The following is a 21,242-nucleotide window of genomic DNA, read 5'->3' as shown; positions in this document are numbered from 1 at the left end:
TGCGATGAGTGAATTAATTCGCGTACCCGACATCGGCAGCGGTGAGGGTGAAGTGATTGAGCTGTTTGTGAAAGTTGGCGACCGCATTGAGGTTGAGCAGAGTCTATTAACCCTTGAGTCGGATAAAGCCAGTATGGAAATTCCTGCACCAAAAGCAGGGGTGATCAAAAGCTTAGCCGTTAAACTCGGTGACCGACTGAAAGAGGGCGATGATTTATTAGAGCTTGAAGTGGATGAGGAATCTGCGGAACAATCTGAGCCTGTCGCGGCAGATGCAGCTGTTGCAGAAAAGCCAGCATCTACGCCTGCTCCTGCAGCGAAAACGGCTGCGACGCCCAGCGTGGCTGAAGTCGCAGCAGAAAACCTGATTGAAGAGATTCATGTGCCAGACATCGGCTCTTCAGGCAAGGCGCGAGTAATTGAATTGATGGTGGCCGTTGGTGATCAGATCACCGAAGAGCAATCATTGCTAACTCTTGAGTCGGATAAAGCCAGTATGGAAATTCCTTCACCGGTTTCTGGTGAAGTGGTTGAGGTGCTGGTGCGTTTGGATGCTGAGATTGGCACCGGTGACTTGATCTTAAAAGTTAAAGTGGCGCAAGCAGCAACAACTGGCGCGGCTTCTACAGAGCAAGCCGCGCCAGTTGAGGTGCCAGATATACCCAAGCCAACTGCTGCAGTTTCTGTGGCACCAGTTACAGCACCGAGTCCTGAGAAGCGAAAAGTTACAGCTGTGCATGCAGGGCCTGCAGTGCGTAAGTTGGCGCGTGAACTCGGCGTGGACCTCGGTTTGGTTGCCTCTAGCGGACCCCACAAGCGTTTACTTAAAGAAGATGTGCATGCTTATGTGCAGACGGCTTTGAGCAAACAATCGAACGGGTCTGTTGAGCAAGGTAGTGGAATTCCTCCGATTCCTGAAGTGGACTTTGCCCGTTTCGGTGAGATCGAAGAAGTTGCCATGACACGCTTGCAGCAAATCGGTGCGCTGAATCTGAATCGTAGTTGGCTGAATGTACCGCATGTCACACAGTTTGAATCAGCTGATATGACCGAGCTTGAAGCGTTCCGTGTCAGTCAAAAAACTGTTGCTGAGAAAGCTGGGGTGAAACTCACGCTGCTGCCGTTCTTATTGAAAGCCTGTGCGCATTTATTAAAAGAAATGCCGGATTTCAATAGCTCTTTAGCGCCTAGCGGTAAAGCGTTGATTCGCAAAAAGTATGTGCATCTCGGTTTTGCCGTGGATACGCCAGACGGCTTATTGGTGCCGGTTATTCGCGATGTGGATCAGAAGAGCTTATTGCAGCTGTCTGCTGAAGCAGCAGAGTTGGCAGATAAAGCTCGCAATAAGAAGCTCAGTGCCGAGCAGATGCAAGGCGCGTGCTTTACTATTTCCAGCTTAGGTCATATTGGCGGAACGGGGTTTACCCCGATTGTGAATGCGCCTGAAGTGGCTATCTTAGGCGTGTCGCGTGCCACTATGCAGCCAGTTTGGAATGGTGCTAACTTTGATCCGCGCTTAATGCTGCCGTTGTCGCTGTCCTACGATCACCGAGTGATCAATGGTGCAGCAGCTGCGCACTTCACTCGACGCTTAAGTGAGTTGTTGGCAGAGATACGTAGCTTACTGTTGTAAAGCTTTAAGTTGCACATCAACACCCCGTACAGGCAGCATGCTTGGCGGGGTGTTTTTGTTACTGCTCGGCAAAGCCAAGCTGGCGCCATGCTTCGTACACGGCAATTGCCACTGTGTTCGAGAGATTTAAGCTGCGCGAGCCGTCACGCATGGGTAAGCGCACCAGTTGCTCGGCAGGAATGCTGTTACGCACATCCTCAGGCAGGCCGCGCGTTTCTGGACCAAAAATAAAAGCATCACCGTCTTGATAGACTACCTCTGCATAGTTGTGCTTGCCTTTGGTGCTAAAGGCAAAGAGGCGCGGTTGTTGCAAAGCGGTTAAGCAGTCTTGCAGGTTAGCGTGCAGTTGCACATTTGCGAACTCCTGATAATCAAGACCAGCACGGCGCAGACGTTTATCATCAAAAGCAAAGCCAAGCGGCTCGATTAAATGTAAGCTGCAGCCTACATTTGCACATAAACGGATAATGTTGCCAGTGTTAGGTGGGATTTCTGGCTCAAAGAGTATGACGTGAAACATGCGCGATCCTGATAATAAATTTGAAGCTAATTCTACATGGGAAGCTCTGCCGCGACGGCAGTTATTACTTAAGTTTTTAGCCAGTTTAGCGCTGCTAGGCGTTTTGTTTGGCTTGATGCTAGGGCAGTTATTACAGCCCAAACATCCGATTGTTTATGCCAATACAGTTGAGCAGTTGCGCATTTATGCTGATGGATTGGGTCTTTGCTTACGCGAGCAGACGGCTATACAAGTTATGCATGGACAAGGTACTTATCAGCTCTTGCTGGAAAATACGCGCGGACGTTCGACACGCGGAGAGTTGCTATTGGCCGATAGTGAGCGTATTACCTGGCGCGTAGAGCAACAAGGAAGCTATCTGCAGGTTGCTTTTATTGGACTGCAGCCGATCTTTGGTCAGTGGCATACACGGGTTACAGCCGAGCACTGGTGTGTCGATATGAAAATCAGCACTACGCAGCAAAGACCGCATGAGTACTGATGTATTGGCATGATTGAGACGCTAATTATGAGCTTTTTAGGCGACGCAGATTACCAATCACTGATTCCAGTGCGCGGTCGAACAGTAACGCATTATCGAGCAGAATGACTGAGTTGTTTTTAAACTCAACAGCCAAACTCATACGATTTTTTTCTAATACTTTCACACCGCTACGGTTCACGAAAATATAGCGTCCAGTCGACTTGATTATGGCAGCCAGTTTGCAACGCAGTTTACGTTGGTCATCTTGGATAAACTCAACCCAGCTGCCGGTGTGCAAACTGTCCACTTGTAATAAAGCAGGATCTTCGTCGCTCAAGACGATTTTATTAGACGTGCTGTCGGTAATCTCTGGTTGTTGTAAAACGATTTCTTCTTGTACTTCAACCATGACCGCAGGTGCTTGCTGCTCTTGTTGCTCTTGGCGCGCGGCTTTATGCAGTTCTTCAGGAAGCTCAGCAAGAGTGATTTGGGCGTCAGCAGTACTTTCACTAATAAAATCTTCAGAAAGATCCTCAATAGAAGACTCTACGGATGCGGCTTGTCGCTTATAACGCTGAAAGGCTTGTACATGCAGAGCTTCTAAGCGGCTAAAAAAACTATTGGCAACAAACGGATCAATGGCTGCGTGAGAGAAGCCTTCGCGTAGTTGACGCAGCAAAGAGGGCACTAACTGTAGGAGTTTTAAGCGCGCGAGTGCATCTTCGTGCGGTTCGATGCTCCAGATTAAATCATCAATGGTGGCTAAGTTGTCGCGCCATTCACTCGAATCATGACCGCTTTTAAGGTAAGTCAAAAGCAGCACTTTACTCCAAGCCTCTTGCAGCAATTGCACGACCACCTCTGGCAGGGTTTTACCTAGCAAGCGGCTGTTTAACTCTTGCTCAACCTGTAAACGTGCAGTTTCTGCGCGAGCGCGACCCTCTTCGGCATCGCGTGTACGTTGCTCCAGTAATTCGCTGCGACGTCGTTCACTTCCAGTGAAGGCAATAAAATCGGCCAATAATTCATTGAAGATATTGGGGTCGTCAGTAAATTCAGTAAGCGTGCGCTGAACAATATTTTCAATTTTCTGGTAAAGATTATCACGGCGCTCGCTGTCTTGATCGCTCCAACCCAAGGCTGCCGAAGCAATTTCGTTGAGCAAGCGGCGAGCAGGGTGATTGCCGCGGTTAAAAAAAGTTTTATCCAGCACAGCCACTTTAAGCAGTGGGATCTGCAAGCGTGCAATCAATGCTTTCAACGAATCTGGCAGATTACGATCATCTAAAATAAACTCAAAGAGCATGGAGACGAGGTTAATGACATCGTCGTCAACCTGTCCAACTACTCGAGCTTCTTTACTATTGACGCTGGCACGAGTCAGCAGCTTATCGAGTTGCTCGCGTAAGTCTTGATCTTGCGCTGACTGATTTGGTAAATGCTGCTGCATGTGCGAAAGCAAACGCATCAAGTCGTTACTGGAAATAGGTACCGCATCATCAGGAATGTTACGTGCGGGCAGGGCATTACCGCGTAGCTGCGAGAGCATACTTTGCAGTTCGCTAAATGCTATTTGTAACTCTGCAGAACTTGCCGCCTGTGTTGAGCTGGCCGCAACACTTGTCGCTGTTTCAGACACAGTGGTGGCTGGCGTAGAACTGCGTCTTTTCTGCACAGGTGACGTGGACTTGAGATCTGGCAAGACGTTGGCGCTGATTAAAACATCGTTGACTTCTTGGTAAAGAAGATCAAGCTCGCTGAGGATATGCTTTTCAAATAACTTTAAGATAATCAGCTTGATGTTGATGGCAAAGTTGATGCTGTTGCAGCTTTTGATAAAGTTTTCCGAGAGCACACGAGGGCTCAGCGGGTTTGTTTCATCGGTGAGTTTGCGGCTCAGCACATGATTAAAACGTGCAGTCAGGTGGTGTAGGGCTTGCTCATCGCGGCGCTTGACCTTGGCAACCATGCTATCAATGGCGACCGACTCCTCCAGCGCATCATTCTGCACCAAGGATAAAGACTCTAAAGAATACACTTCAAGGGTAGGTGCAGAACCAATCTGATGCTGATTCAGGCTGGCAAACGACTCAAAAAGTTGCTGCAAAAAACTACGCTCAATATTTTTGCGTTTTAAGCGCAAGTCACGCATGGCTTCGAATAAAGTATTTTGCTCGTTATTGCTGGTGGCGCGATCGGCCATTTCAAACAAGGAATCATCTGCATTGGCAAATAGCTCTTGGATGTTGCCTTTGAGTAACGCTGCTGCTTTATCACGGACATGAATCAGCGCCACAGGTAACTTTCCAGTCGCTGCAGAAGAATGCTTATCTGGCGCATTAAATGGCACAACGTTGGCGTCATTCTTCATTTAAGTAAGATCTCCCGGCAGCAGAACTTTAGATTCGATCATACATAAAAATGATCTAGATCGCTGAGAGTTAGGTGTTAAGACAATTGATGATTCTGATTATAGGCACTTATGCTAGAGAACCAAGGATTATCTACTAGGGCTTTGACTTGAATCACACATGGTCATGGGGGTGAAAAACCTTATGTCGCGTTCTGGCTGTCTTGCTACTAATAACAGCTTAAGTCTTTATAATGCCTATAATTTATCGAGGAGCAGAGCATGGCGAATATTTTACTTGAGCAGTTGCGCGCAGAGATTGAAGCAAATGTACGTACGGCCTTAGTTGAAGATGTAGGTTCTGGCGATATTACCGCTCAACTGATTCCGGCAGATCAGACAGCCAGTGCTCGAGTAATTACTCGCGAGGCTGCAGTCATCAGTGGTGTTGCTTGGGTCAATGAAGTCTTTCGTCAAGTCGACAGCAGTGTGCAAGTACGCTGGTTAGTTGCGGATGGCGAACGCGTATCAGCCAATGCTGTATTGTTTGAACTTGAAGGTAAAGCCCGATCATTACTGACTGGGGAGCGCGCGGCGTTAAACTTTTTACAAACGTTGTCAGCGGTAGCGACGCGCTGCCAGTACTTTGCCGATAAAGTTGCTGACACAGCAGTGAAGCTGTTGGATACACGGAAAACTTTGCCAGGTTTACGGCTTGCACAAAAATACGCAGTGACCTGTGGTGGTTGTCACAATCATCGCTTAGGTTTGTATGATGCGTTTTTAATCAAAGAAAACCACATCACCGCTTGTGGTGGGGTGGCTGCCACTGTGCAAGCCGCGCATCGCATTGCACCCGGTAAACCTGTCGAAGTCGAAGTTGAAAGTTTAGATGAGTTGCGTCAGGCGCTGGCGGCGGGTGCGGATATTATTATGCTCGATGAACTGAGTCTTGATGATATGCGCACAGCGGTAAAAATCAATGCGGGTCAAGCTAAGCTAGAAGCTTCGGGCGGCGTTAATGAGCAAACAATTCGTGGAATTGCGGAAACCGGAGTGGATTACATTTCGCTGGGAACGCTAACCAAAGATGTAAAAGCAGTTGATTTGTCGATGCGTTTAAGTCTGTAAAAGCTGCGTGATTTGTAATGCTTTCGGTAGAGTTAGGCTGACTGCTGTTCTCTCGCAGTCAGCCTAAAAAACTAGCGTCGGCGTAAGTTCGCTTCGATTTCTTTATCCAAATCAGGCGGTAAAAAGTCGCTGTCTGGATTGTAGTTAGGATTTAAGTACGCCGACAATGCTTGCAAATTATCAGGGCTCAAAACACCGGCGGTTTGCTGTAAGCGCAAATTGTTTAAAATATAATCGTAACGGGCATTGTTGTAGTTGCGCACCGATGCATAAAGTTGTCGCTGTGCATCGAGTACGTCAACAATATTGCGAGTGCCTACATCGTAACCAATCTCAGTCGCTTCCACTGCACTTTGACTGGAAATGATTGCTTGCTTACGTGCTTGTACTTGCTCCACGTCGGTATTCACCGCGCGATGAAAGTTACGCGCATCTTGCACGGTTTTACGACGCAAACTTTCGCGCATTTGTTCTGCTTGGTCTAAGCGATAGACACCTTCACGCACTTGCGAGCTGGTCATGCCGCCGGTGTACAGAGGAATGTTTAACTGCAGGCCGATGCTACTTTGTTCTGCCTTGCCATTGTAAGTGGGCATTATAGGTAGGCCGTTATTAACAAAACCCATGCTGTCGTTATCACCTTTCTGGTATTGAGCAACCGCATCCAGAGTTGGTGCGTGTCCTGATTTGCGCTGCTTAACGCTGTCTTGCGCGGCTTCTACGGTATAGTTAATGGCCTGCAAAAGAAGGTTTTGTTCGGTTGCGGTGTTGACCCAAGCTGTTGCATCGTTGGGCGTCGGCGCAAGAATAGGCAAGCTATGTTTCACCCCTTCCAACGCGCTTAACTCGGTATTTGTTAAGGTGATTAAAGCTTGGAAAGCATCACTGACCATGCGCTCAGCTACCATGCGGTTGGCGCGCGCGGCGTCATAGGCAGCCTGTGCTTGTAAAACATCCGTCTTATCCGACAAGCCAACATCAAAACGCTCGCTGGCAAGATCGAATTGACGTTTAAAGGCCGCTTCTTCTGCGCGGCTCGCAGCAAGGTTATCTTGCGCGCGCAGGACAGAAAAATACACTTCAGAGCTTTGTAAAATAAGATTTTGCTCAATCGCCGAGAGCTCTAAAGCAGATTGCTCATTAGTGGCTTGCGCAGCTTGTAATTGATACCAGCGATCAAGGCGAAATAGTGGCTGGCTTAAGCTAGCTTGATAGACCGTGCCACTGCGTGAACGAGTGACCGAACCCATAGATGTGTCGACTTTACTGCGACTGTCAGAACTGCTTGCGCCGGCGCCAATTTGCGGTAGCAACCCTGCACGTGCTTGCGGTACGCGCTCGCTTTGCGCCTTGTAGTCAGCATGAGCTGCTGCTAAGTCTGCGTTGTTATCAACTGCGAGCTGATAAACCTCGAGCAAGTTGACTTTATCTTGAGTGATAGGTGCTGCATAAGCTGCTGACCCTAAAACTGCAGCTATAGCAAAAGTAAGCGACAGTACACGCATTATTAATATCCTAAGTTTCGCAGAGAAAAATCTGCTTAAGGCTACGGCCGTTGAGGAGGGCGGTCAAGCGTGCTTTAACATTGTTTAAGACTGTGTACAGTTTTGTGTTTGCGCGAGTGAGCTTGCAGTATCTGCTGCTGGGTGCGTAGACTGCAGGCTGTTTCTTGTCGGGGTGCTCTTACATAGAGCTGAGATCGGTTAATCCGGATCCCGTTGAACCTGATCGAGTTAATACTCGCGTAGGGAACAAGATAAGTTTGCCGCAAGGCAGACCTGCCTTTGTCCGCTGGTTCCCCGACACTTTCTTTCGTGTTTTAGGAGAGCCAGTACATGAGTCAAATCCCTTCTCAGCATCTCAGTGATACCGCGCAAGTCGACCAGCAGTCGATTCAGCCTTTCCCAAATTCGCGCAAAATTTACGTGCAAGGTTCGCGTCCTGACATTCTTGTACCGATGCGTGAAATCAGCTTAACGCCAACAGAAACTGATGATGGCATTGAAGAAAACGCGCCGGTGTTTGTCTACGACACCTCTGGCCCCTACAGTGACCCGAGTGTAAAAATTGATGTGCGTAAAGGCTTGGCTGATGTGCGCAGCAGCTGGATTGAAGAGCGTGGCGATACTGAAGTGTTGAGTGGTTTAAGCTCAAGTTTTGGTCAAGAGCGCTTAGATGATCCTGAGTTGAAAAGCATGCGTTTTGCTTCAATGCGTAATCCGCGTCGCGCTAAAGCCGGTAAAAACGTCACACAAATGCACTATGCGCGCCAAGGCATCATTACTCCGGAAATGGAGTATGTGGCGATTCGCGAAAATCTCAAGTTAGAAAAAGCTCGCGAAGCAGGTTTGCTTGACAGTCAGCATCCAGGGCAAAGCTTTGGCGCCAGTATTCCTAAAGAAATCACCCCAGAGTTTGTTCGCTCAGAAATTGCCCGCGGACGCGCGATTATCCCCGCTAATATCAACCACACCGAACTTGAGCCGATGATTCTAGGCCGTAACTTCTTAGTCAAGATTAACGGCAATATTGGTAACAGCGCACTGGGTTCATCCATTGAAGAAGAAGTGGCCAAGCTAACCTGGGGTATTCGTTGGGGCTCCGACACCATTATGGATCTGTCCACGGGTAAAAATATCCATGAAACCCGCGAGTGGATTGTGCGTAACTCGCCGGTACCCGTAGGTACCGTTCCCATTTACCAAGCATTAGAAAAAGTGAATGGCGTTGCCGAAGATCTGACGTGGGAGCTGTTCCGCGATACCTTGATTGAGCAGGCTGAGCAAGGCATTGACTACTTTACGATTCACGCCGGAGTGTTGCTGCGCTATGTGCCGTTAACCGCTAAGCGTGTGACGGGTATTGTCTCGCGTGGTGGCTCGATTATGGCCAAGTGGTGTTTAGCTCATCATAAAGAAAACTTTCTCTATACGCATTTTGAAGACATCTGCGAGATCATGAAGGCTTACGATGTCAGTTTCTCCTTAGGTGATGGTCTGCGCCCCGGCTCGATTGCCGATGCCAACGATGCCGCTCAGTTTGCCGAGCTAGAAACTTTAGGCGAATTGACCAAGATTGCGTGGAAGCATGACGTGCAATGCTTTATCGAAGGTCCAGGTCACGTGCCGATGCATATGATTAAAGAAAATATGGACAAGCAACTGGAGTGCTGTGATGAGGCTCCGTTTTATACGCTGGGTCCATTAACCACTGATATTGCCCCAGGTTACGATCACATCACCTCAGGCATTGGGGCTGCGATGATCGCTTGGTACGGTTGCGCCATGCTCTGTTACGTAACGCCTAAGGAGCACTTGGGTTTACCGAATAAGGATGATGTGAAAACTGGGATTATCACCTACAAAATTGCTGCCCATGCGGCGGATTTGGCCAAAGGCCATCCGGGTGCGCAACTGCGTGATGATGCGTTGAGTAAAGCGCGCTTTGAATTCCGTTGGGAAGATCAGTTTAACTTAGGTTTGGATCCCGATACTGCGCGTTCATTTCATGATGAAACTTTGCCGAAAGAATCGGCAAAAGTGGCGCACTTTTGTTCAATGTGTGGGCCGAAGTTTTGCTCAATGAAAATAAGCCAAGAAGTGCGTCAGTACGCTAAAGATAACGATTTAACCGATGAACAGCGCGCCATTGAGGCGGGCTTTAAAGAGCAGTCTGAGCGTTTTCGCGAGGAAGGCTCGATAATCTATAAACAGGTTTAAACACTTCAATGGTATAAAAGGCGGCCTTAAGGGTCGCCTTTTTTATGGGAGCTAGAGATGACTGAGCGGGTAATGACGGCGAAAGATGATGTGGTAGTTGAGCAGCGTGAGCGCTGCTTTCAAGGGTTTTATCGCTTAGATCGCGTGCATTTAAAACACCGTTTATTCGCCGGCCATATGGGGCCGACCATCAGGCGTGAGTTATTTGTCAGGCCGGACGCGGTGTGCGTGTTGCCCTATGATCCGCACGCCGACTCGGTGGTGCTGGTTGAGCAGTTTCGTGTTGGTGCTTTAGATAAAAGCCCTGAGCCTTGGTTGCTGGAAATTGTTGCGGGTTTAATTGATACAGACGAAGAGCCTGCAGAGGTGGCGCGCCGCGAGGCTCGTGAAGAAGCAGATTTAGAACTGCATGAGTTGCTGCCCGTGATGACCTATTACCCATCGCCCGGCGGATCGGATGAGCGTGTTTATCTGTATATCGGCCGTTGCTCTACGGCAGGTGTCGGTGGGGTTTTTGGTGTAGCAGAAGAGGGTGAGGATATTCGTGTACATGTATGGCCGTTGGCCGGTGCGTTAAAGGCGGTGCAGGATGGGCGTATTGATAATGCTGCCAGTATCATTGCTCTACAGTGGCTGGCGCTCAATAAAGAACAGGTGAAAGCTGATTGGCTGAGGCTTTAAATCACTGTTGGCTGCGTCATGAAGGCGCAGCCAACAAATTCAGTGGCTTATAAACCGGGTAAGCGCTTACGGATCTGGCTGATGAGGTTGTCTAATGTGGCCGCATCATGGGTATCCACGCGATAGCTTTGTGCTGTTTCAGCTGCGTCCAGCGGCTCTAAGTTTTGGCGTTGGGCTAAAATTACATCTGCTGTCGCATCCGATGGGTCTAAGCCTTCTGCTTGACGCTGTTTGAGCCAGGTTGCTACCACTTCATCCGGTGCTTGGCAGTCAAGAATTAAGAAAGGTGTACCGGTACTTTCTGCAATCTGCCATGCCGCATGGCGCTGCTCGCTTTTTAAGTAGGTCGCATCAATCACTACTGGGAAGCCCGCTTGTAAGGCATCTGCAGCTAAAGCGTGTAAGCGCTGGTAAGTTGCTGCGCTGGCGTTGGGGTTATAAATACCGCCGCCCAAGGTGTTTTGTTGCTCACTGTCTTGCTCACCAAATAAGCGCTTGCGTTCATAGTCAGAGCGAAAGCGTAGTGCGCCTAAAGCTTCAACTAAGCGCATCGCCACTGAACTTTTGCCGACCGCAGAAATACCGTGGGTAATCGCCAGTAAGCGCGAAGGAATAGCACTGTAGCTTTCGGCTAAGTTGGCGTAGCTGCGATATTGACGAACAATGACAGCACGCTGCACAGGATCTTCTTCTTGGCCAAGACGGAATAGATTCACTTTGCCGCGCACCATGGCGCGATAGGCTTTGTAGAAGTTAATCAGTGGCATCGCTTGATAGTCGCCAGTCAGTTCCAGCCAAGCGTTCACAAATCGACGCGAGAGTGGCTTTAAACCGCGATCTTCCAAGTCCATGGCTAAGAATGCCGCATCCGAGGCTACGTCAATTAAGCGGAAGGGCTCGTTAAATTCAATGCAGTCAAATAGCACCACTTCATCGTCGAGTAAGGTTGCGTTGCCCAGATGAATATCACCGTGACATTCGCGAATTGAACCATTGTGACGACGTAGCTCTAATAGAGGGAGTAAGCGCGTGAAGCTGTCTTCGGCCCACGCCTCAAGTGCGTCCAGTTGTTGTAAATCAGTAGGGTCGCTGAGTAGCGGGCGGATTTGCTCAAAGTTTTGTCGAATTGGTGCCATAATTGCGTGTGGATCGCCCAGCGCATGTTCAGCTGGAACATGAGGAGCTTCATCGTGAAAGCGCGCAATTTGCTTGGCGAGTGCATCAATGTGGGTTTCACAGAGTTCGCCACGTTTTTGCATGTCACCCAAGAGTTGTGCTTGTGGGAATTGACGCATTTTGACTGCGTACTCAATAGCAGGGCCTTCACCATTGAGTTGCGGCGCCTCGGCTGAACCAGTAATCGCAACAACTTCGAGGTACAAACCGTCAGTCAAACGCTGATTTAAACGCACTTCTTCAGCGCAGAAATGCTGGCGAGCAGCAATATCCGTGAAGTCTAAAAAGCCGAAGTTAACCGCTTTTTTGATTTTGTAAGCATAAGGGCCGGTTAGGATGACCCAGGAAATATGAGTTTCGATGACCTGAAAATCTTCGACTGGGTGCGGAAAGATCGCAGGGTTTTGTAAGGCGGCAATCAGGGCTTGAGTCACAGGTGATCCTTGAGAGTAATAAAGTAATGCCTGCATTATGGCAACTGTGGGCGACTGTGCAAACTATAACAACATGCATTTTGAACTGAAACAAAACAGGTATAATTCGCAGCATGACTAAAAAATCAACTTCACGACCGACTAGAAAGGCTGCAAACCAGCGCAAAGCCAAGGCTCCCAGACGCTGGCTAGGCTTATTTGTTAAGCTCTCTATTGTTGCTATTGTCCTGCTCGCGGGCGTTCTTATTTATCTTGATGCGGTGGTGCAGGAGAAGTTTTCCGGTAAGCGCTGGACTGTGCCAGCTAAAGTCTACGCGCGACCTTTAGAGCTGTTTGCCGGCCAGAAACTGACTAAACAAGATTTTTTAGTTGAGTTAAATGCGCTGGGTTACCGCAATGAAGCGTCAGCCAGTAGTTCTGGTGCTATGTCAGTTAACGGTAATACAGTTGATTTGCACACTCGCGGCTTCCAGTTTTACGAGGGTGCGGAGCCTGCGCAAGCTATTCGAGTGCGCTTTTCTGGAAACAGTGTGTCTAGTTTGGCGCAAACCAATGGTCGATCTTTAGCTGTTGCTCGTCTTGAGCCTTTGCTGGTAGGCGGCTTATATCCAGCACATCAAGAAGATCGTATTTTGATCCGCTTGGATCAAGTACCTGATTTGCTACCGCAAGCCTTAATTGCAGTAGAGGACCGTGAGTTCTATAACCATTACGGTGTGTCGCCTAAATCTATTGCACGCGCGATTTGGGTGAATACCTCTTCAGGTTCTTTACGTCAGGGCGGCAGCACCTTGACTCAGCAGTTGGTAAAAAACTTCTTCCTTACTAATGAGCGTACTTTGCTACGTAAAGCAACTGAAGCACTAATGTCGCTTCTGATTGAGTTGCATTACAGTAAGGACGAAATTTTAGAAGCGTATCTCAATGAGGTTTTTCTCGGCCAAGATGGGCAGCGGGCAGTGCATGGCTTTGGCTTGGGCAGTCAGTACTTTTTCAGTCAGCCCTTAGCCGAACTGAAATTACACCAAGTAGCGTTATTGGTAGGCATGGTAAAGGGTCCTTCTTACTATAATCCACGTCGCCAACCTGAGCGCGCGCTTGAGCGTCGTAACTTGGTTATTGATTTACTCGTTGAGCAGGGTGTGGTTGATGCTGAGCAGGCCAAAGAAGCAAAACAGCGTCCTTTAGGTATTACTAAGCGCGGTAGTTTGGCCAATAGCACTTATCCTGGCTTTATTGATTTGGTCAAACGTCAATTACGTGAAGACTATCGTGATGAAGATTTGACCGAAGAAGGTTTACGGATTTTTACCAGTTTCGACCCCATTTTGCAGCGCAAAGCTGAAGAGGCGCAGGCGCAAACCTATAAGCAGTTGGCTGGCCGTAAGGATATCGATAAAGTCGAACTGGCAATGGTGGTGAGTAATCCAGAAACAGGTGAGGTGCTGGCACTGCTCGGCAGTCGCTTGCCACGCTATGCTGGATTTAATCGAGCCTTAGATGCAGTGCGACCGATTGGTTCGCTGGTCAAGCCCGCCATTTACCTGACTGCTTTAGAGCAGCCTAGCCAATATACCTTGACGCGTTATATTCAAGATGAGTCCTTCTCGGTGAAAAGCCAAAGCGGCAAAGTCTGGACGCCGCAAAACTATGACCGTAAAGAGCATGGCACGGTGTTTTTATACCAAGGGCTGGCGCAGTCGTATAACTTATCGACAGCCAAGCTTGGCCTGGAAATGGGTGTGCCACGCGTACTCAAAACAGTACAAAAGCTAGGCGTGGAGCGTCAGTGGCCGGCTTATCCATCAATGTTGTTAGGCGCTGGTAGCTTAACTCCGATGGAAGTGGCAGGAATGTATCAAACCATCGCGAACGGTGGTTTTAACACGCCTTTGCGGGCTATTCGTAGCGTGTTAACTGCAGAGGGTGAACCTTTAGGGCGCTATCCTTACACGATTGAGCAGCGCTTTGATGCAGGGGCAATCTATTTAACTCAAGAAGCGATGCGGCGGGTAATGACCGAAGGAACGGGGCGCTCTGTGTATAACCGAGTGCCGTCATCGGTTGTTTTAGCTGGCAAAACAGGTACCAGTAATGACTCGCGTGACAGTTGGTTTGCAGGCTTTGGGCAGGACTTGCTTGCGGTGGTGTGGATGGGGCGTGATGATAATGGTCAGACGCCGTTAACTGGAGCGAGCGGAGCCTTGCAAGTTTGGGCGAACTTTATGCAAGCCGCAGCGCCAAGTTCTTTGAATATGACACCCCCTGATAACGTAGTGATGGCATGGGTTGATGCATATTCCGGTCTAGGTAGCGCGAAAGGCTGTCCGGGTGCTGTGCAAATGCCTTATATTCGAGGCAGTGAACCGCTTGCGGGAGAGTCTTGTGATGAGCCTAGTTATTTGCCTGCACCTGTAGAGTCAGTGAAAAGCTGGATTCGTAGTTGGTTAAATTAATAATTATGAGGAATTAACGTGAGCAAGCATGCAGTCATTTTAATTGCACTGGCAACTGTGTTGGCCGGTTGTGCGGGGTCACCACATAGAGCAGTACCTGTGGTTGAGAGTGGTGCACCGCTGAGTCCAGGTGCGATGCGTGACAGCCGAGTGCGTCAGTCGACTGGTACCACGCAGCCTGCGCAAACCAGTGGCGTTACAGTCATGCCACAAGGTGAAAGTGAAGCTATACAAACCTATGCAGCGCCCAGCGCACCCATTGGTGGAATAGAAATTTATAATGACGATTCTAGTCGCCAACCCTCGTCTGCTAATACGAGCGCTCCACAAGCGTCTATGCCAATTGGCGGACAGGCGCGCTTAGCTGCTGATGAGCAATTGGATGGTCCTGTGCTGGCGCTATTGACTACGGCCCAGCAGCAGCAAACTGGCGGCGATTTTAATGGTGCTGCTTCAAGCCTTGAGCGAGCACAACGTATTGCCCCGCGCGAGCCGCAGGTGCTCTATCGGTTAGCCGAAGTACGCTTGGCGCAAGGTGACGCAGCGCAAGCTGAGCAATTGGCACAGCGAGGACTTAGTTATAGCAATGGTCGTCCTACTTTGCAGGCTGGTCTGTGGGATTTGATTGCTCGCGCTCGTACCAAACAAGGTAATACCGCTGGGGCACAAGAAGCGCAGCGTCGTGCAAGGGTTAACTTGTAATGACGGTAACAACTAAATTGCATTTGCAGGCGCTATTGGCATGCCTTGAAGATGAACTGCAAGAGCTTGGATGGTGGGAGCAGCAAGCGCCCAGTGCCCAAGCATTGCAGAGTGAGCAGCCGTTTTGTGTTGATACGCTAGAGTTTGCACAGTGGCTGCAGTGGGTGTTTGTGCCGCGCATGCGCAGTATTATAAGTTCCGATCATCCGCTGCCAAGTCAGTGTGGTATCCATGATATGGCTGAAGTGGTTTATCGGGAAAAGCTAAGTCTGGTAGCAGGCTTGCTCGGCAGCTTAAAGCGTATTGATGCGGCGATTAACTCGCCGCATGTGCTGCATTGATTTATCCGCTAAGCGAGTGTTGCGGTACTATTTGACGGTAGCGCAGCGCTCTTCAATTGACTTCTTGATCTCAGTGATACGCGCTTGACGCTCTTCCTCAGTGAGGCGAGTAGGTTGGCCGTCTACTTGAGCCATGACTCTAGGGTTGCTTTCTAGTTGCGCGAGATTATGGCGAATCTCACTGCAGTATTTCTTCAATGCAGCTTCTTCTTCGGCGACTTTCTGGCGCACTTCACGATCAACTTCGGCTTGAGTTCTAGCACTGGCCTGCGCTTCTTCAGCTGCAATTTGCTCAGCTGTTTTTTCCGGAACTTTGGGTTGGAATGAGTTGGTATTGATGCTTTCTGCTTTTTGGTTGACGGGCGGCTCTGCACTAAAGTGCGTCACGCCCCGAGCATCAACCCATTTGTAAACGGGAGCGGCAAGCAGTGATGAGCTAAAAAGTAATAAAAGACTGGCGGTGGTGATTACGCGGCGCATGCGAGATCCTTATAGGTGTGTGAACAAAAAACTTCATGGCTGTATACTGTTACTTTAACTTAATATATCCAAAAAACCTGCAAGACAAGCTTGTAGTTGCGCACAAGGTCAATAAATCCTTATGATTACAAGCAAATAAGCTGCGAAATGAGAGAATTATCTCGTAACGCTTGACTTGCGGCTGCTGAATCCGAACAATTCACTGTTTACTGTAATGCATGCCTCAAAAAGGCTCTTGCAGAATGAGTTCATGAGGTGCGTACCCGTACCGCCCGCTATACCCGTATCGCGTTACCTCGCGCTGGGTGAGAAGCCTTTAGACATTCGGGTTTCTCTATGCTGTTTAATTTAAGTGGCAGGGTAGTCGGCAATCACCGTAGCCCATGCTACAAATGGCAGCAACCTACAATCAGATTGCCCTTGATGAAGGGCGGTACTCTGGCGTTTTAGAGGTGTTACTGTGGAACTTTTATCCGGCGCAGAAATGCTCGTTCGCTCACTGCGTGACGAGGGCGTTAAATATATTTATGGCTACCCAGGTGGAGCCGTACTGCATATCTATGATGCATTATTCAAAGAGCCATCTCTTACGCACATTTTAGTGCGTCATGAGCAAGCAGCAACGCACATGGCTGATGGCTATGCTCGCGCGACTGGTAAAGCGGGTGTGGTGCTCGTGACTTCGGGTCCAGGTGCAACCAATGCGGTTACCGGTATTGCCACGGCTTTTATGGACTCGATCCCAATGGTCGTTATCTCAGGCCAGGTGCCGAGTGATATGGTGGGTACTGATGCTTTCCAAGAAACCGATATGATCGGTATCTCACGACCTATTGTTAAGCATAGCTTTATTATTAAGCACCCTTCAGAAATTCCTGATGTGGTTAAAAAAGCTTTCTATTTGGCTGAGTCAGGTCGACCAGGCCCGGTGGTTATTGATGTCCCTAAGGATATGACTAACCCAATCGAAAAGTTTGAGTACAGCTACCCTAAAAAGGCTAAGTTGCGCTCTTATGCACCTGCTACTCGTGGTCATTCTGGACAAATCCGCAAAGCGGCAGAAATGTTGCTGGCGGCTAAGCGTCCAGTAATTTATGCCGGTGGTGGCGTTATCTTAGGTGGTGCGTCTGCACAGCTCACTGAGATGGCTAAACTGCTCAATACACCTGTTACCAATACCTTGATGGGGTTGGGTTGCTACCCAGGTGATGATCGTCAGTTTGTCGGCATGCTCGGTATGCACGGCAGCTATACAGCTAACTTAACCATGCATCATTGTGATGTGTTAGTGGCTGTAGGTGCTCGATTTGATGATCGTGTTATCAATGGTGCAGCTAAGTTCTGCCCTAACGCAAAAATCATCCATATTGATATTGATCCTGCATCGATTTCTAAAACGATTAAAGCCGATATTCCAATTGTTGGGCCGGTTGATAGCGTTTTAGCCGATATGCTTGCCGCGCTTAAAGATATTGGTACCAAGCCAAATCAGGATGTTGTTGCGAGCTGGTGGAAGCAAATCGATGAATGGCGCGGTAACGGTAAAATGTTCCCGTACGACAGTGGTGACGGCAGTATTATTAAGCCGCAAGCAGTTATTGAAACGCTGTGTGATGTGACCGCAGGTAATGCCTTTGTTACTTCTGACGTAGGCCAGCATCAAATGTTTGCCGCTCAGTACTATCGCTTCAATAAACCCAATCGCTGGATTAACTCAGGTGGTTTGGGCACGATGGGCTTTGGTTTTCCTGCTGCGATGGGTGTCAAATTAAACTTCCCGGATGATGACGTTGCTTGCGTTACCGGTGAGGGCAGTATTCAGATGAATATCCAAGAGCTTTCCACCTGTCTGCAATACGATTTGCCGGTTAAGATCATTAACTTGAATAACGGTGCATTAGGCATGGTTCGTCAGTGGCAGGACATGGTCTATAACAGTCGTTATTCGCATTCCTACATGGAGTCGCTGCCTGACTTTGTTAAGTTGGCTGAAGCCTACGGGCATGTTGGTATGCGTATTACTGACTTGAAAGATCTGAAACCTAAAATGGAAGAAGCTTTTGCGATGAAAAATCGTCTGGTTTTCTTAGATATTCAAGTAGACACCAGTGAGCACGTGTACCCGATGCAGATCCGTGATGGCGCAATGCGCGATATGTGGCTCAGCAAAACGGAGCGGACATAATCATGAGACATATTATTTCTCTATTGATGGAAAACGAGCCGGGCGCGCTATCGCGTGTGATTGGTTTGTTCTCACAGCGTAACTACAATATCGAAAGTCTGACTGTTGCCACTACAGAGGATCCAACTCTGTCGCGTTTAACGCTGACCACGATTGGGCGGGAAGAGGTGATTGAGCAAATTACTAAAAACCTGAACAAGCTAATCGAGGTGGTGAAGTTAGTCGATTTGTCAGAAAGTGCGCATATTGAGCGTGAGTTGATGCTGGTGAAAATTAAAGCCAGCGGTGCACAGCGTGCTGAAATTAAACGTACAGCGGATATTTTCCGGGGCCAGATTGTAGATGTGTCCCCTAGTCTGTATACCGTGCAGTTGGCTGGAACAACCGATAAACTGGACAGCTTTATCCAGGCTATTGGACCTGCCTCAATTTTAGAAGTTGTGCGCAGTGGTGTGACTGGTATTGCGCGCGGCGATAAAGTTTTAAGCCTTTGAATTAACCCTGGAGAGCAAGAGCTCTCCAATCCTAGGAGAATTTTATGAAAGTTTACTACGACAAAGATTGTGATTTATCCATTATCAAAGGCAAGAAAGTCGCCATTATTGGTTATGGTTCGCAAGGTCATGCGCACGCATGTAACCTGCAAGATTCAGGTGTTGATGTAACTGTTGGTCTGCGTGCTGGTTCTTCTTCAATTGCTAAAGCTGAAGCGCACGGTTTGAAAGTATCGGATGTTACCTCAGCTGTTAAAGCTGCTGACGTTGTTATGGTTCTAACACCTGATGAGTTCCAAGGTCAGCTGTACAAAGAAGAATTAGAGCCAAACCTGAAGAAAGGTGCCACTTTGGCTTTTGCTCATGGTTTTGCTGTGCACTACAATCAGGTTACTCCACGTGCCGATCTTGACGTGATTATGATCGCGCCAAAAGCACCAGGTCACACTGTGCGTTCTGAATTTGTTAAAGGTGGTGGTATTCCGGATCTTATCGCTATTTACCAAGATGCTTCAGGTAACGCGAAAAACGTTGCGCTGTCCTATGCGAGTGGTGTGGGTGGTGGACGTACCGGTATCATCGAAACAACTTTTAAAGATGAAACAGAAACTGACTTGTTCGGCGAGCAGGCCGTTCTTTGTGGTGGTACTGTTGAGTTGGTTAAAGCAGGTTTTGAAGTATTGGTTGAAGCCGGTTACGCGCCAGAAATGGCCTACTTTGAGTGCTTGCACGAATTGAAGTTGATCGTAGACTTGATGTTCGAAGGCGGTATCGCCAACATGAACTACTCAATCTCTAATAACGCAGAGTACGGTGAGTACGTCACTGGCCCTGAAGTTATTAACGACGAGTCGCGTGCAGCAATGCGTAATGCACTGAAGCGCATTCAGAATGGTGAGTACGCGAAAATGTTTATCACTGAAGGTGCGACAAACTACCCTTCAATGACTGCATACCGCCGCAACAACGCTGCGCACGGTATTGAAGTGGTTGGTGAGAAACTGCGTTCTATGATGCCGTGGATTTCTGCTAACAAAATTGTTGATAAATCAAAGAACTGATTTACTTACAATTGAAAAACGCGGCTAAGGCCGCGTTTTTCGTTTCTAGTGTTTATTTAGTATAAAATGACTCTATTGCCAGTTGGCGTATTACTCAGAGAAACTTAAGGAAGTTTATGAATCAGCGTCCTGAAGAGCACGATAATGCATCGTCCATAGAAAGCTTATTGCCGATTGATGATCATATTGAAGAAGGTCACGACAGCGAAGGTCGTAAGGTAAGGCATAAAGGCATCTATCTGTTGCCTAACTTATTTACCACGGCAAACCTGTTTGCTGGGTTCTACTCGATTATGTGTGCTATCAATGGCAACTTTACCGTTGCTGCTGCGACTGTCTTCGTGGCGATGGTGTTGGATGGTTTGGATGGGCGCGTAGCGCGGATGACCAATACGCAGAGTGCTTTTGGCGCTGAGTATGATTCGTTGTCTGATATGGTTGCCTTTGGTTTGGCGCCGGCCATCATTGCGTACCAGTGGGCGTTGTCAGAGCTAGGTAATGTAGGGCTGACCATTGCATTTATCTATGTCGCTTGTGCAGCTTTGCGCCTGGCACGCTTTAATACGCAAATTGGTGTGGTAGATAAGCGTTGGTTTATCGGTTTGGCAAGTCCCGCTGCTGCGGGATTGGTGGCTGGCGTAGTATGGGCGCTAAGTGATAACGGTGTTGGCGCTGTCGATCTGCCTGTCGTAGTGATTATGCTGTTTGCCGTCTTGGTGGCATTGGCAGGTATGCTGATGGTGAGTAACGTTAAGTATTATAGCTTTAAAGACTTGGATCTTAAGGGGCGCGTACCTTTTGTGGCGATTCTGGTTGTGGTTTTAGCGTTTGCTGTAGTGTTTAGCGATCCGCCACGAATCCTGCTGCTGATGTTCTTGGTTTATGCGGTTTCAGGGCCTGTGCAATTCGTGTTGCGTAAGCGCCAGGCTAAGCAGTAATAGTGAGTTTTGAAGTATTTTGCATTTCTTTTGCAAAGGGTGTTGACAGGTTCGCAGTCTGCTGTAGAATGCGCGGCCTACCAACGAGGAACGTAAGAACCTCAGCGGTAACAAGGAGTTAGACGGAAAGCTTTGAAAGATTCCAGAAAATAAACCTTGACAGTTACTTTGGAGGGTGTAGAATACGCCTCCTCGCTGAAGCCGAAAGACTTCAACGAAACGTTCTTTAACAATTTGAATCAAGCAATTCGTGTGGGTGCTTGTGTTAGATGATTGATAGTCAGCAAGATTATCAGCAAGCACAAGTTATTCAGCGAATGTAAATTTGTAGAATTATTTTTGTCTTTTTTAGTTTACTAATAAAAGATATTTGCGATTGCTGAGCCAAGTTTAGGATTTTCTCAAAATCCGATCAGTATATAACTGAAGAGTTTGATCATGGCTCAGATTGAACGCTGGCGGCAGGCTTAACACATGC

The 21,242-nt window shown here is 48.3% G+C and carries 17 protein-coding genes and 1 riboswitch; of the genes, 12 read left to right on the top strand and 5 right to left on the bottom strand.

Annotated elements, in window-relative coordinates:
• Nucleotides 1-4: 4 nt before the first annotated feature.
• Complete coding sequence (gene aceF, locus H591_RS0105465; protein ID WP_022965945.1) at nucleotides 5-1,633, top strand: dihydrolipoyllysine-residue acetyltransferase; 1,629 nt, start codon at nucleotides 5-7, stop codon at nucleotides 1,631-1,633.
• Between the two features lie 58 nt (nucleotides 1,634-1,691).
• On the opposite strand, the gene trmL is transcribed toward aceF, so the two are convergent.
• Entirely contained in the window at nucleotides 1,692-2,153 is a 462-nt protein-coding gene (trmL, locus tag H591_RS0105460) for a tRNA (uridine(34)/cytosine(34)/5-carboxymethylaminomethyluridine(34)-2'-O)-methyltransferase TrmL (protein ID WP_022965944.1), read from the bottom strand.
• On the opposite strand from trmL, the gene H591_RS0105455 reads away from it, so the two are divergent.
• On the top strand, nucleotides 2,152-2,634 hold the full coding sequence (locus H591_RS0105455) for a hypothetical protein (protein ID WP_022965943.1): 483 nt from the start codon (nucleotides 2,152-2,154) through the stop codon (nucleotides 2,632-2,634). The genes trmL and H591_RS0105455 overlap by 2 nt on opposite strands.
• Before the next feature lie 25 nt (nucleotides 2,635-2,659).
• Here H591_RS0105455 and H591_RS0105450 read toward each other — a convergent pair whose 3' ends face one another.
• A complete protein-coding gene (locus tag H591_RS0105450) occupies nucleotides 2,660-4,987 on the bottom strand; it encodes a DUF1631 domain-containing protein (RefSeq protein ID WP_022965942.1) in 2,328 nt (775 codons plus the stop codon).
• A 261-nt stretch (nucleotides 4,988-5,248) separates the two neighbouring features.
• Between H591_RS0105450 and nadC the strand changes: the two genes are divergently transcribed.
• Nucleotides 5,249-6,097 carry a carboxylating nicotinate-nucleotide diphosphorylase gene (gene nadC / locus H591_RS0105445; RefSeq protein WP_022965941.1) on the top strand — a complete coding sequence of 283 codons (849 nt, stop codon included), beginning with the start codon at nucleotides 5,249-5,251 and terminating at the stop codon, nucleotides 6,095-6,097.
• Between the two features lie 71 nt (nucleotides 6,098-6,168).
• Here the strand turns inward: nadC and H591_RS0105440 are convergent, their stop codons facing one another.
• Nucleotides 6,169-7,605: a TolC family outer membrane protein gene (locus H591_RS0105440; RefSeq protein ID WP_028244201.1), complete on the bottom strand. Its 1,437-nt coding sequence runs from the start codon at nucleotides 7,603-7,605 to the stop codon at nucleotides 6,169-6,171.
• A gap of 155 nt (nucleotides 7,606-7,760) precedes the next feature.
• A riboswitch (TPP riboswitch) is annotated at nucleotides 7,761-7,865 on the top strand.
• A gap of 67 nt (nucleotides 7,866-7,932) precedes the next feature.
• Between H591_RS0105440 and thiC the strand changes: the two genes are divergently transcribed.
• Together thiC and H591_RS0105430 are read left to right on the top strand one after the other, a co-directional pair.
• Entirely contained in the window at nucleotides 7,933-9,816 is a 1,884-nt protein-coding gene (gene thiC / locus H591_RS0105435; RefSeq protein ID WP_022965939.1) for a phosphomethylpyrimidine synthase ThiC, read from the top strand.
• Nucleotides 9,817-9,873: 57 nt separating this feature from the next.
• Nucleotides 9,874-10,497, top strand: a complete 624-nt coding sequence (locus H591_RS0105430; RefSeq protein WP_022965938.1) for an NUDIX domain-containing protein — start codon at nucleotides 9,874-9,876, stop codon at nucleotides 10,495-10,497.
• A gap of 47 nt (nucleotides 10,498-10,544) precedes the next feature.
• Here the strand turns inward: H591_RS0105430 and H591_RS0105425 are convergent, their stop codons facing one another.
• On the bottom strand, nucleotides 10,545-12,107 hold the full coding sequence (locus H591_RS0105425) for a bifunctional aminoglycoside phosphotransferase/ATP-binding protein (RefSeq protein ID WP_022965937.1): 1,563 nt from the start codon (nucleotides 12,105-12,107) through the stop codon (nucleotides 10,545-10,547).
• A 113-nt stretch (nucleotides 12,108-12,220) separates the two neighbouring features.
• Here H591_RS0105425 and mrcB point away from each other — a divergent pair, with 113 nt between their 5' ends.
• From mrcB to H591_RS0105410, 3 genes are read left to right on the top strand one after another with little or no spacing between them, the layout of a single operon-like run.
• Nucleotides 12,221-14,563: a penicillin-binding protein 1B gene (gene mrcB, locus H591_RS0105420; RefSeq protein WP_022965936.1), complete on the top strand. Its 2,343-nt coding sequence runs from the start codon at nucleotides 12,221-12,223 to the stop codon at nucleotides 14,561-14,563.
• Between the two features lie 18 nt (nucleotides 14,564-14,581).
• Nucleotides 14,582-15,265 carry a tetratricopeptide repeat protein gene (locus H591_RS0105415; RefSeq protein ID WP_022965935.1) on the top strand — a complete coding sequence of 228 codons (684 nt, stop codon included), beginning with the start codon at nucleotides 14,582-14,584 and terminating at the stop codon, nucleotides 15,263-15,265.
• Nucleotides 15,265-15,606 carry a YqcC family protein gene (locus tag H591_RS0105410; protein ID WP_022965934.1) on the top strand — a complete coding sequence of 114 codons (342 nt, stop codon included), beginning with the start codon at nucleotides 15,265-15,267 and terminating at the stop codon, nucleotides 15,604-15,606. Before H591_RS0105415 ends, H591_RS0105410 begins: the two co-directional genes overlap by 1 nt.
• 27 nt (nucleotides 15,607-15,633) lie before the next feature.
• Here H591_RS0105410 and H591_RS0105405 read toward each other — a convergent pair whose 3' ends face one another.
• Nucleotides 15,634-16,086 carry a DUF4124 domain-containing protein gene (locus H591_RS0105405; protein WP_022965933.1) on the bottom strand — a complete coding sequence of 151 codons (453 nt, stop codon included), beginning with the start codon at nucleotides 16,084-16,086 and terminating at the stop codon, nucleotides 15,634-15,636.
• Between the two features lie 460 nt (nucleotides 16,087-16,546).
• On the opposite strand from H591_RS0105405, the gene H591_RS0105400 reads away from it, so the two are divergent.
• From H591_RS0105400 to pssA, 4 genes are all read left to right on the top strand, one after another.
• On the top strand, nucleotides 16,547-18,271 hold the full coding sequence (locus tag H591_RS0105400; protein ID WP_022965932.1) for an acetolactate synthase 3 large subunit: 1,725 nt from the start codon (nucleotides 16,547-16,549) through the stop codon (nucleotides 18,269-18,271).
• 2 nt (nucleotides 18,272-18,273) lie between these two features.
• Nucleotides 18,274-18,765 carry an acetolactate synthase small subunit gene (gene ilvN, locus H591_RS0105395; protein WP_022965931.1) on the top strand — a complete coding sequence of 164 codons (492 nt, stop codon included), beginning with the start codon at nucleotides 18,274-18,276 and terminating at the stop codon, nucleotides 18,763-18,765.
• A 44-nt stretch (nucleotides 18,766-18,809) separates the two neighbouring features.
• Nucleotides 18,810-19,826: a ketol-acid reductoisomerase gene (ilvC, locus tag H591_RS0105390; protein ID WP_022965930.1), complete on the top strand. Its 1,017-nt coding sequence runs from the start codon at nucleotides 18,810-18,812 to the stop codon at nucleotides 19,824-19,826.
• Between the two features lie 116 nt (nucleotides 19,827-19,942).
• Nucleotides 19,943-20,764 carry a CDP-diacylglycerol--serine O-phosphatidyltransferase gene (gene pssA, locus H591_RS0105385; protein WP_022965929.1) on the top strand — a complete coding sequence of 274 codons (822 nt, stop codon included), beginning with the start codon at nucleotides 19,943-19,945 and terminating at the stop codon, nucleotides 20,762-20,764.
• Nucleotides 20,765-21,242: the final 478 nt, after the last annotated feature.

Origin of the sequence: Denitrificimonas caeni DSM 24390 (assembly GCF_000421765.1) — a bacterium.
In the GTDB taxonomy this organism is placed as follows: Bacteria; Pseudomonadota; Gammaproteobacteria; order Pseudomonadales; family Pseudomonadaceae; genus Denitrificimonas; species Denitrificimonas caeni.
The sequence above is the reverse complement of the archived record's forward strand: the minus strand, read 5'-3'. Positions and strand labels throughout refer to the sequence as shown.

What these genes read in the sequence shown, in the direction of transcription:
- H591_RS0105405 (WP_022965933.1), bottom strand. Translation starts at nt 16,086, where the DNA reads ATGCGCCGCGTAATCACCACCGCCAGTCTTTTATTACTTTTTAGCTCA.
- thiC (WP_022965939.1), top strand. Translation starts at nt 7,933, where the DNA reads ATGAGTCAAATCCCTTCTCAGCATCTCAGTGATACCGCGCAAGTCGAC.
- mrcB (WP_022965936.1), top strand. Translation starts at nt 12,221, where the DNA reads ATGACTAAAAAATCAACTTCACGACCGACTAGAAAGGCTGCAAACCAG.
- ilvN (WP_022965931.1), top strand. Translation starts at nt 18,274, where the DNA reads ATGAGACATATTATTTCTCTATTGATGGAAAACGAGCCGGGCGCGCTA.
- trmL (WP_022965944.1), bottom strand. Translation starts at nt 2,153, where the DNA reads ATGTTTCACGTCATACTCTTTGAGCCAGAAATCCCACCTAACACTGGC.
- ilvC (WP_022965930.1), top strand. Translation starts at nt 18,810, where the DNA reads ATGAAAGTTTACTACGACAAAGATTGTGATTTATCCATTATCAAAGGC.
- nadC (WP_022965941.1), top strand. Translation starts at nt 5,249, where the DNA reads ATGGCGAATATTTTACTTGAGCAGTTGCGCGCAGAGATTGAAGCAAAT.
- H591_RS0105455 (WP_022965943.1), top strand. Translation starts at nt 2,152, where the DNA reads ATGCGCGATCCTGATAATAAATTTGAAGCTAATTCTACATGGGAAGCT.
- pssA (WP_022965929.1), top strand. Translation starts at nt 19,943, where the DNA reads ATGAATCAGCGTCCTGAAGAGCACGATAATGCATCGTCCATAGAAAGC.
- H591_RS0105450 (WP_022965942.1), bottom strand. Translation starts at nt 4,987, where the DNA reads ATGAAGAATGACGCCAACGTTGTGCCATTTAATGCGCCAGATAAGCAT.
- aceF (WP_022965945.1), top strand. Translation starts at nt 5, where the DNA reads ATGAGTGAATTAATTCGCGTACCCGACATCGGCAGCGGTGAGGGTGAA.
- H591_RS0105430 (WP_022965938.1), top strand. Translation starts at nt 9,874, where the DNA reads ATGACTGAGCGGGTAATGACGGCGAAAGATGATGTGGTAGTTGAGCAG.
- H591_RS0105410 (WP_022965934.1), top strand. Translation starts at nt 15,265, where the DNA reads ATGACGGTAACAACTAAATTGCATTTGCAGGCGCTATTGGCATGCCTT.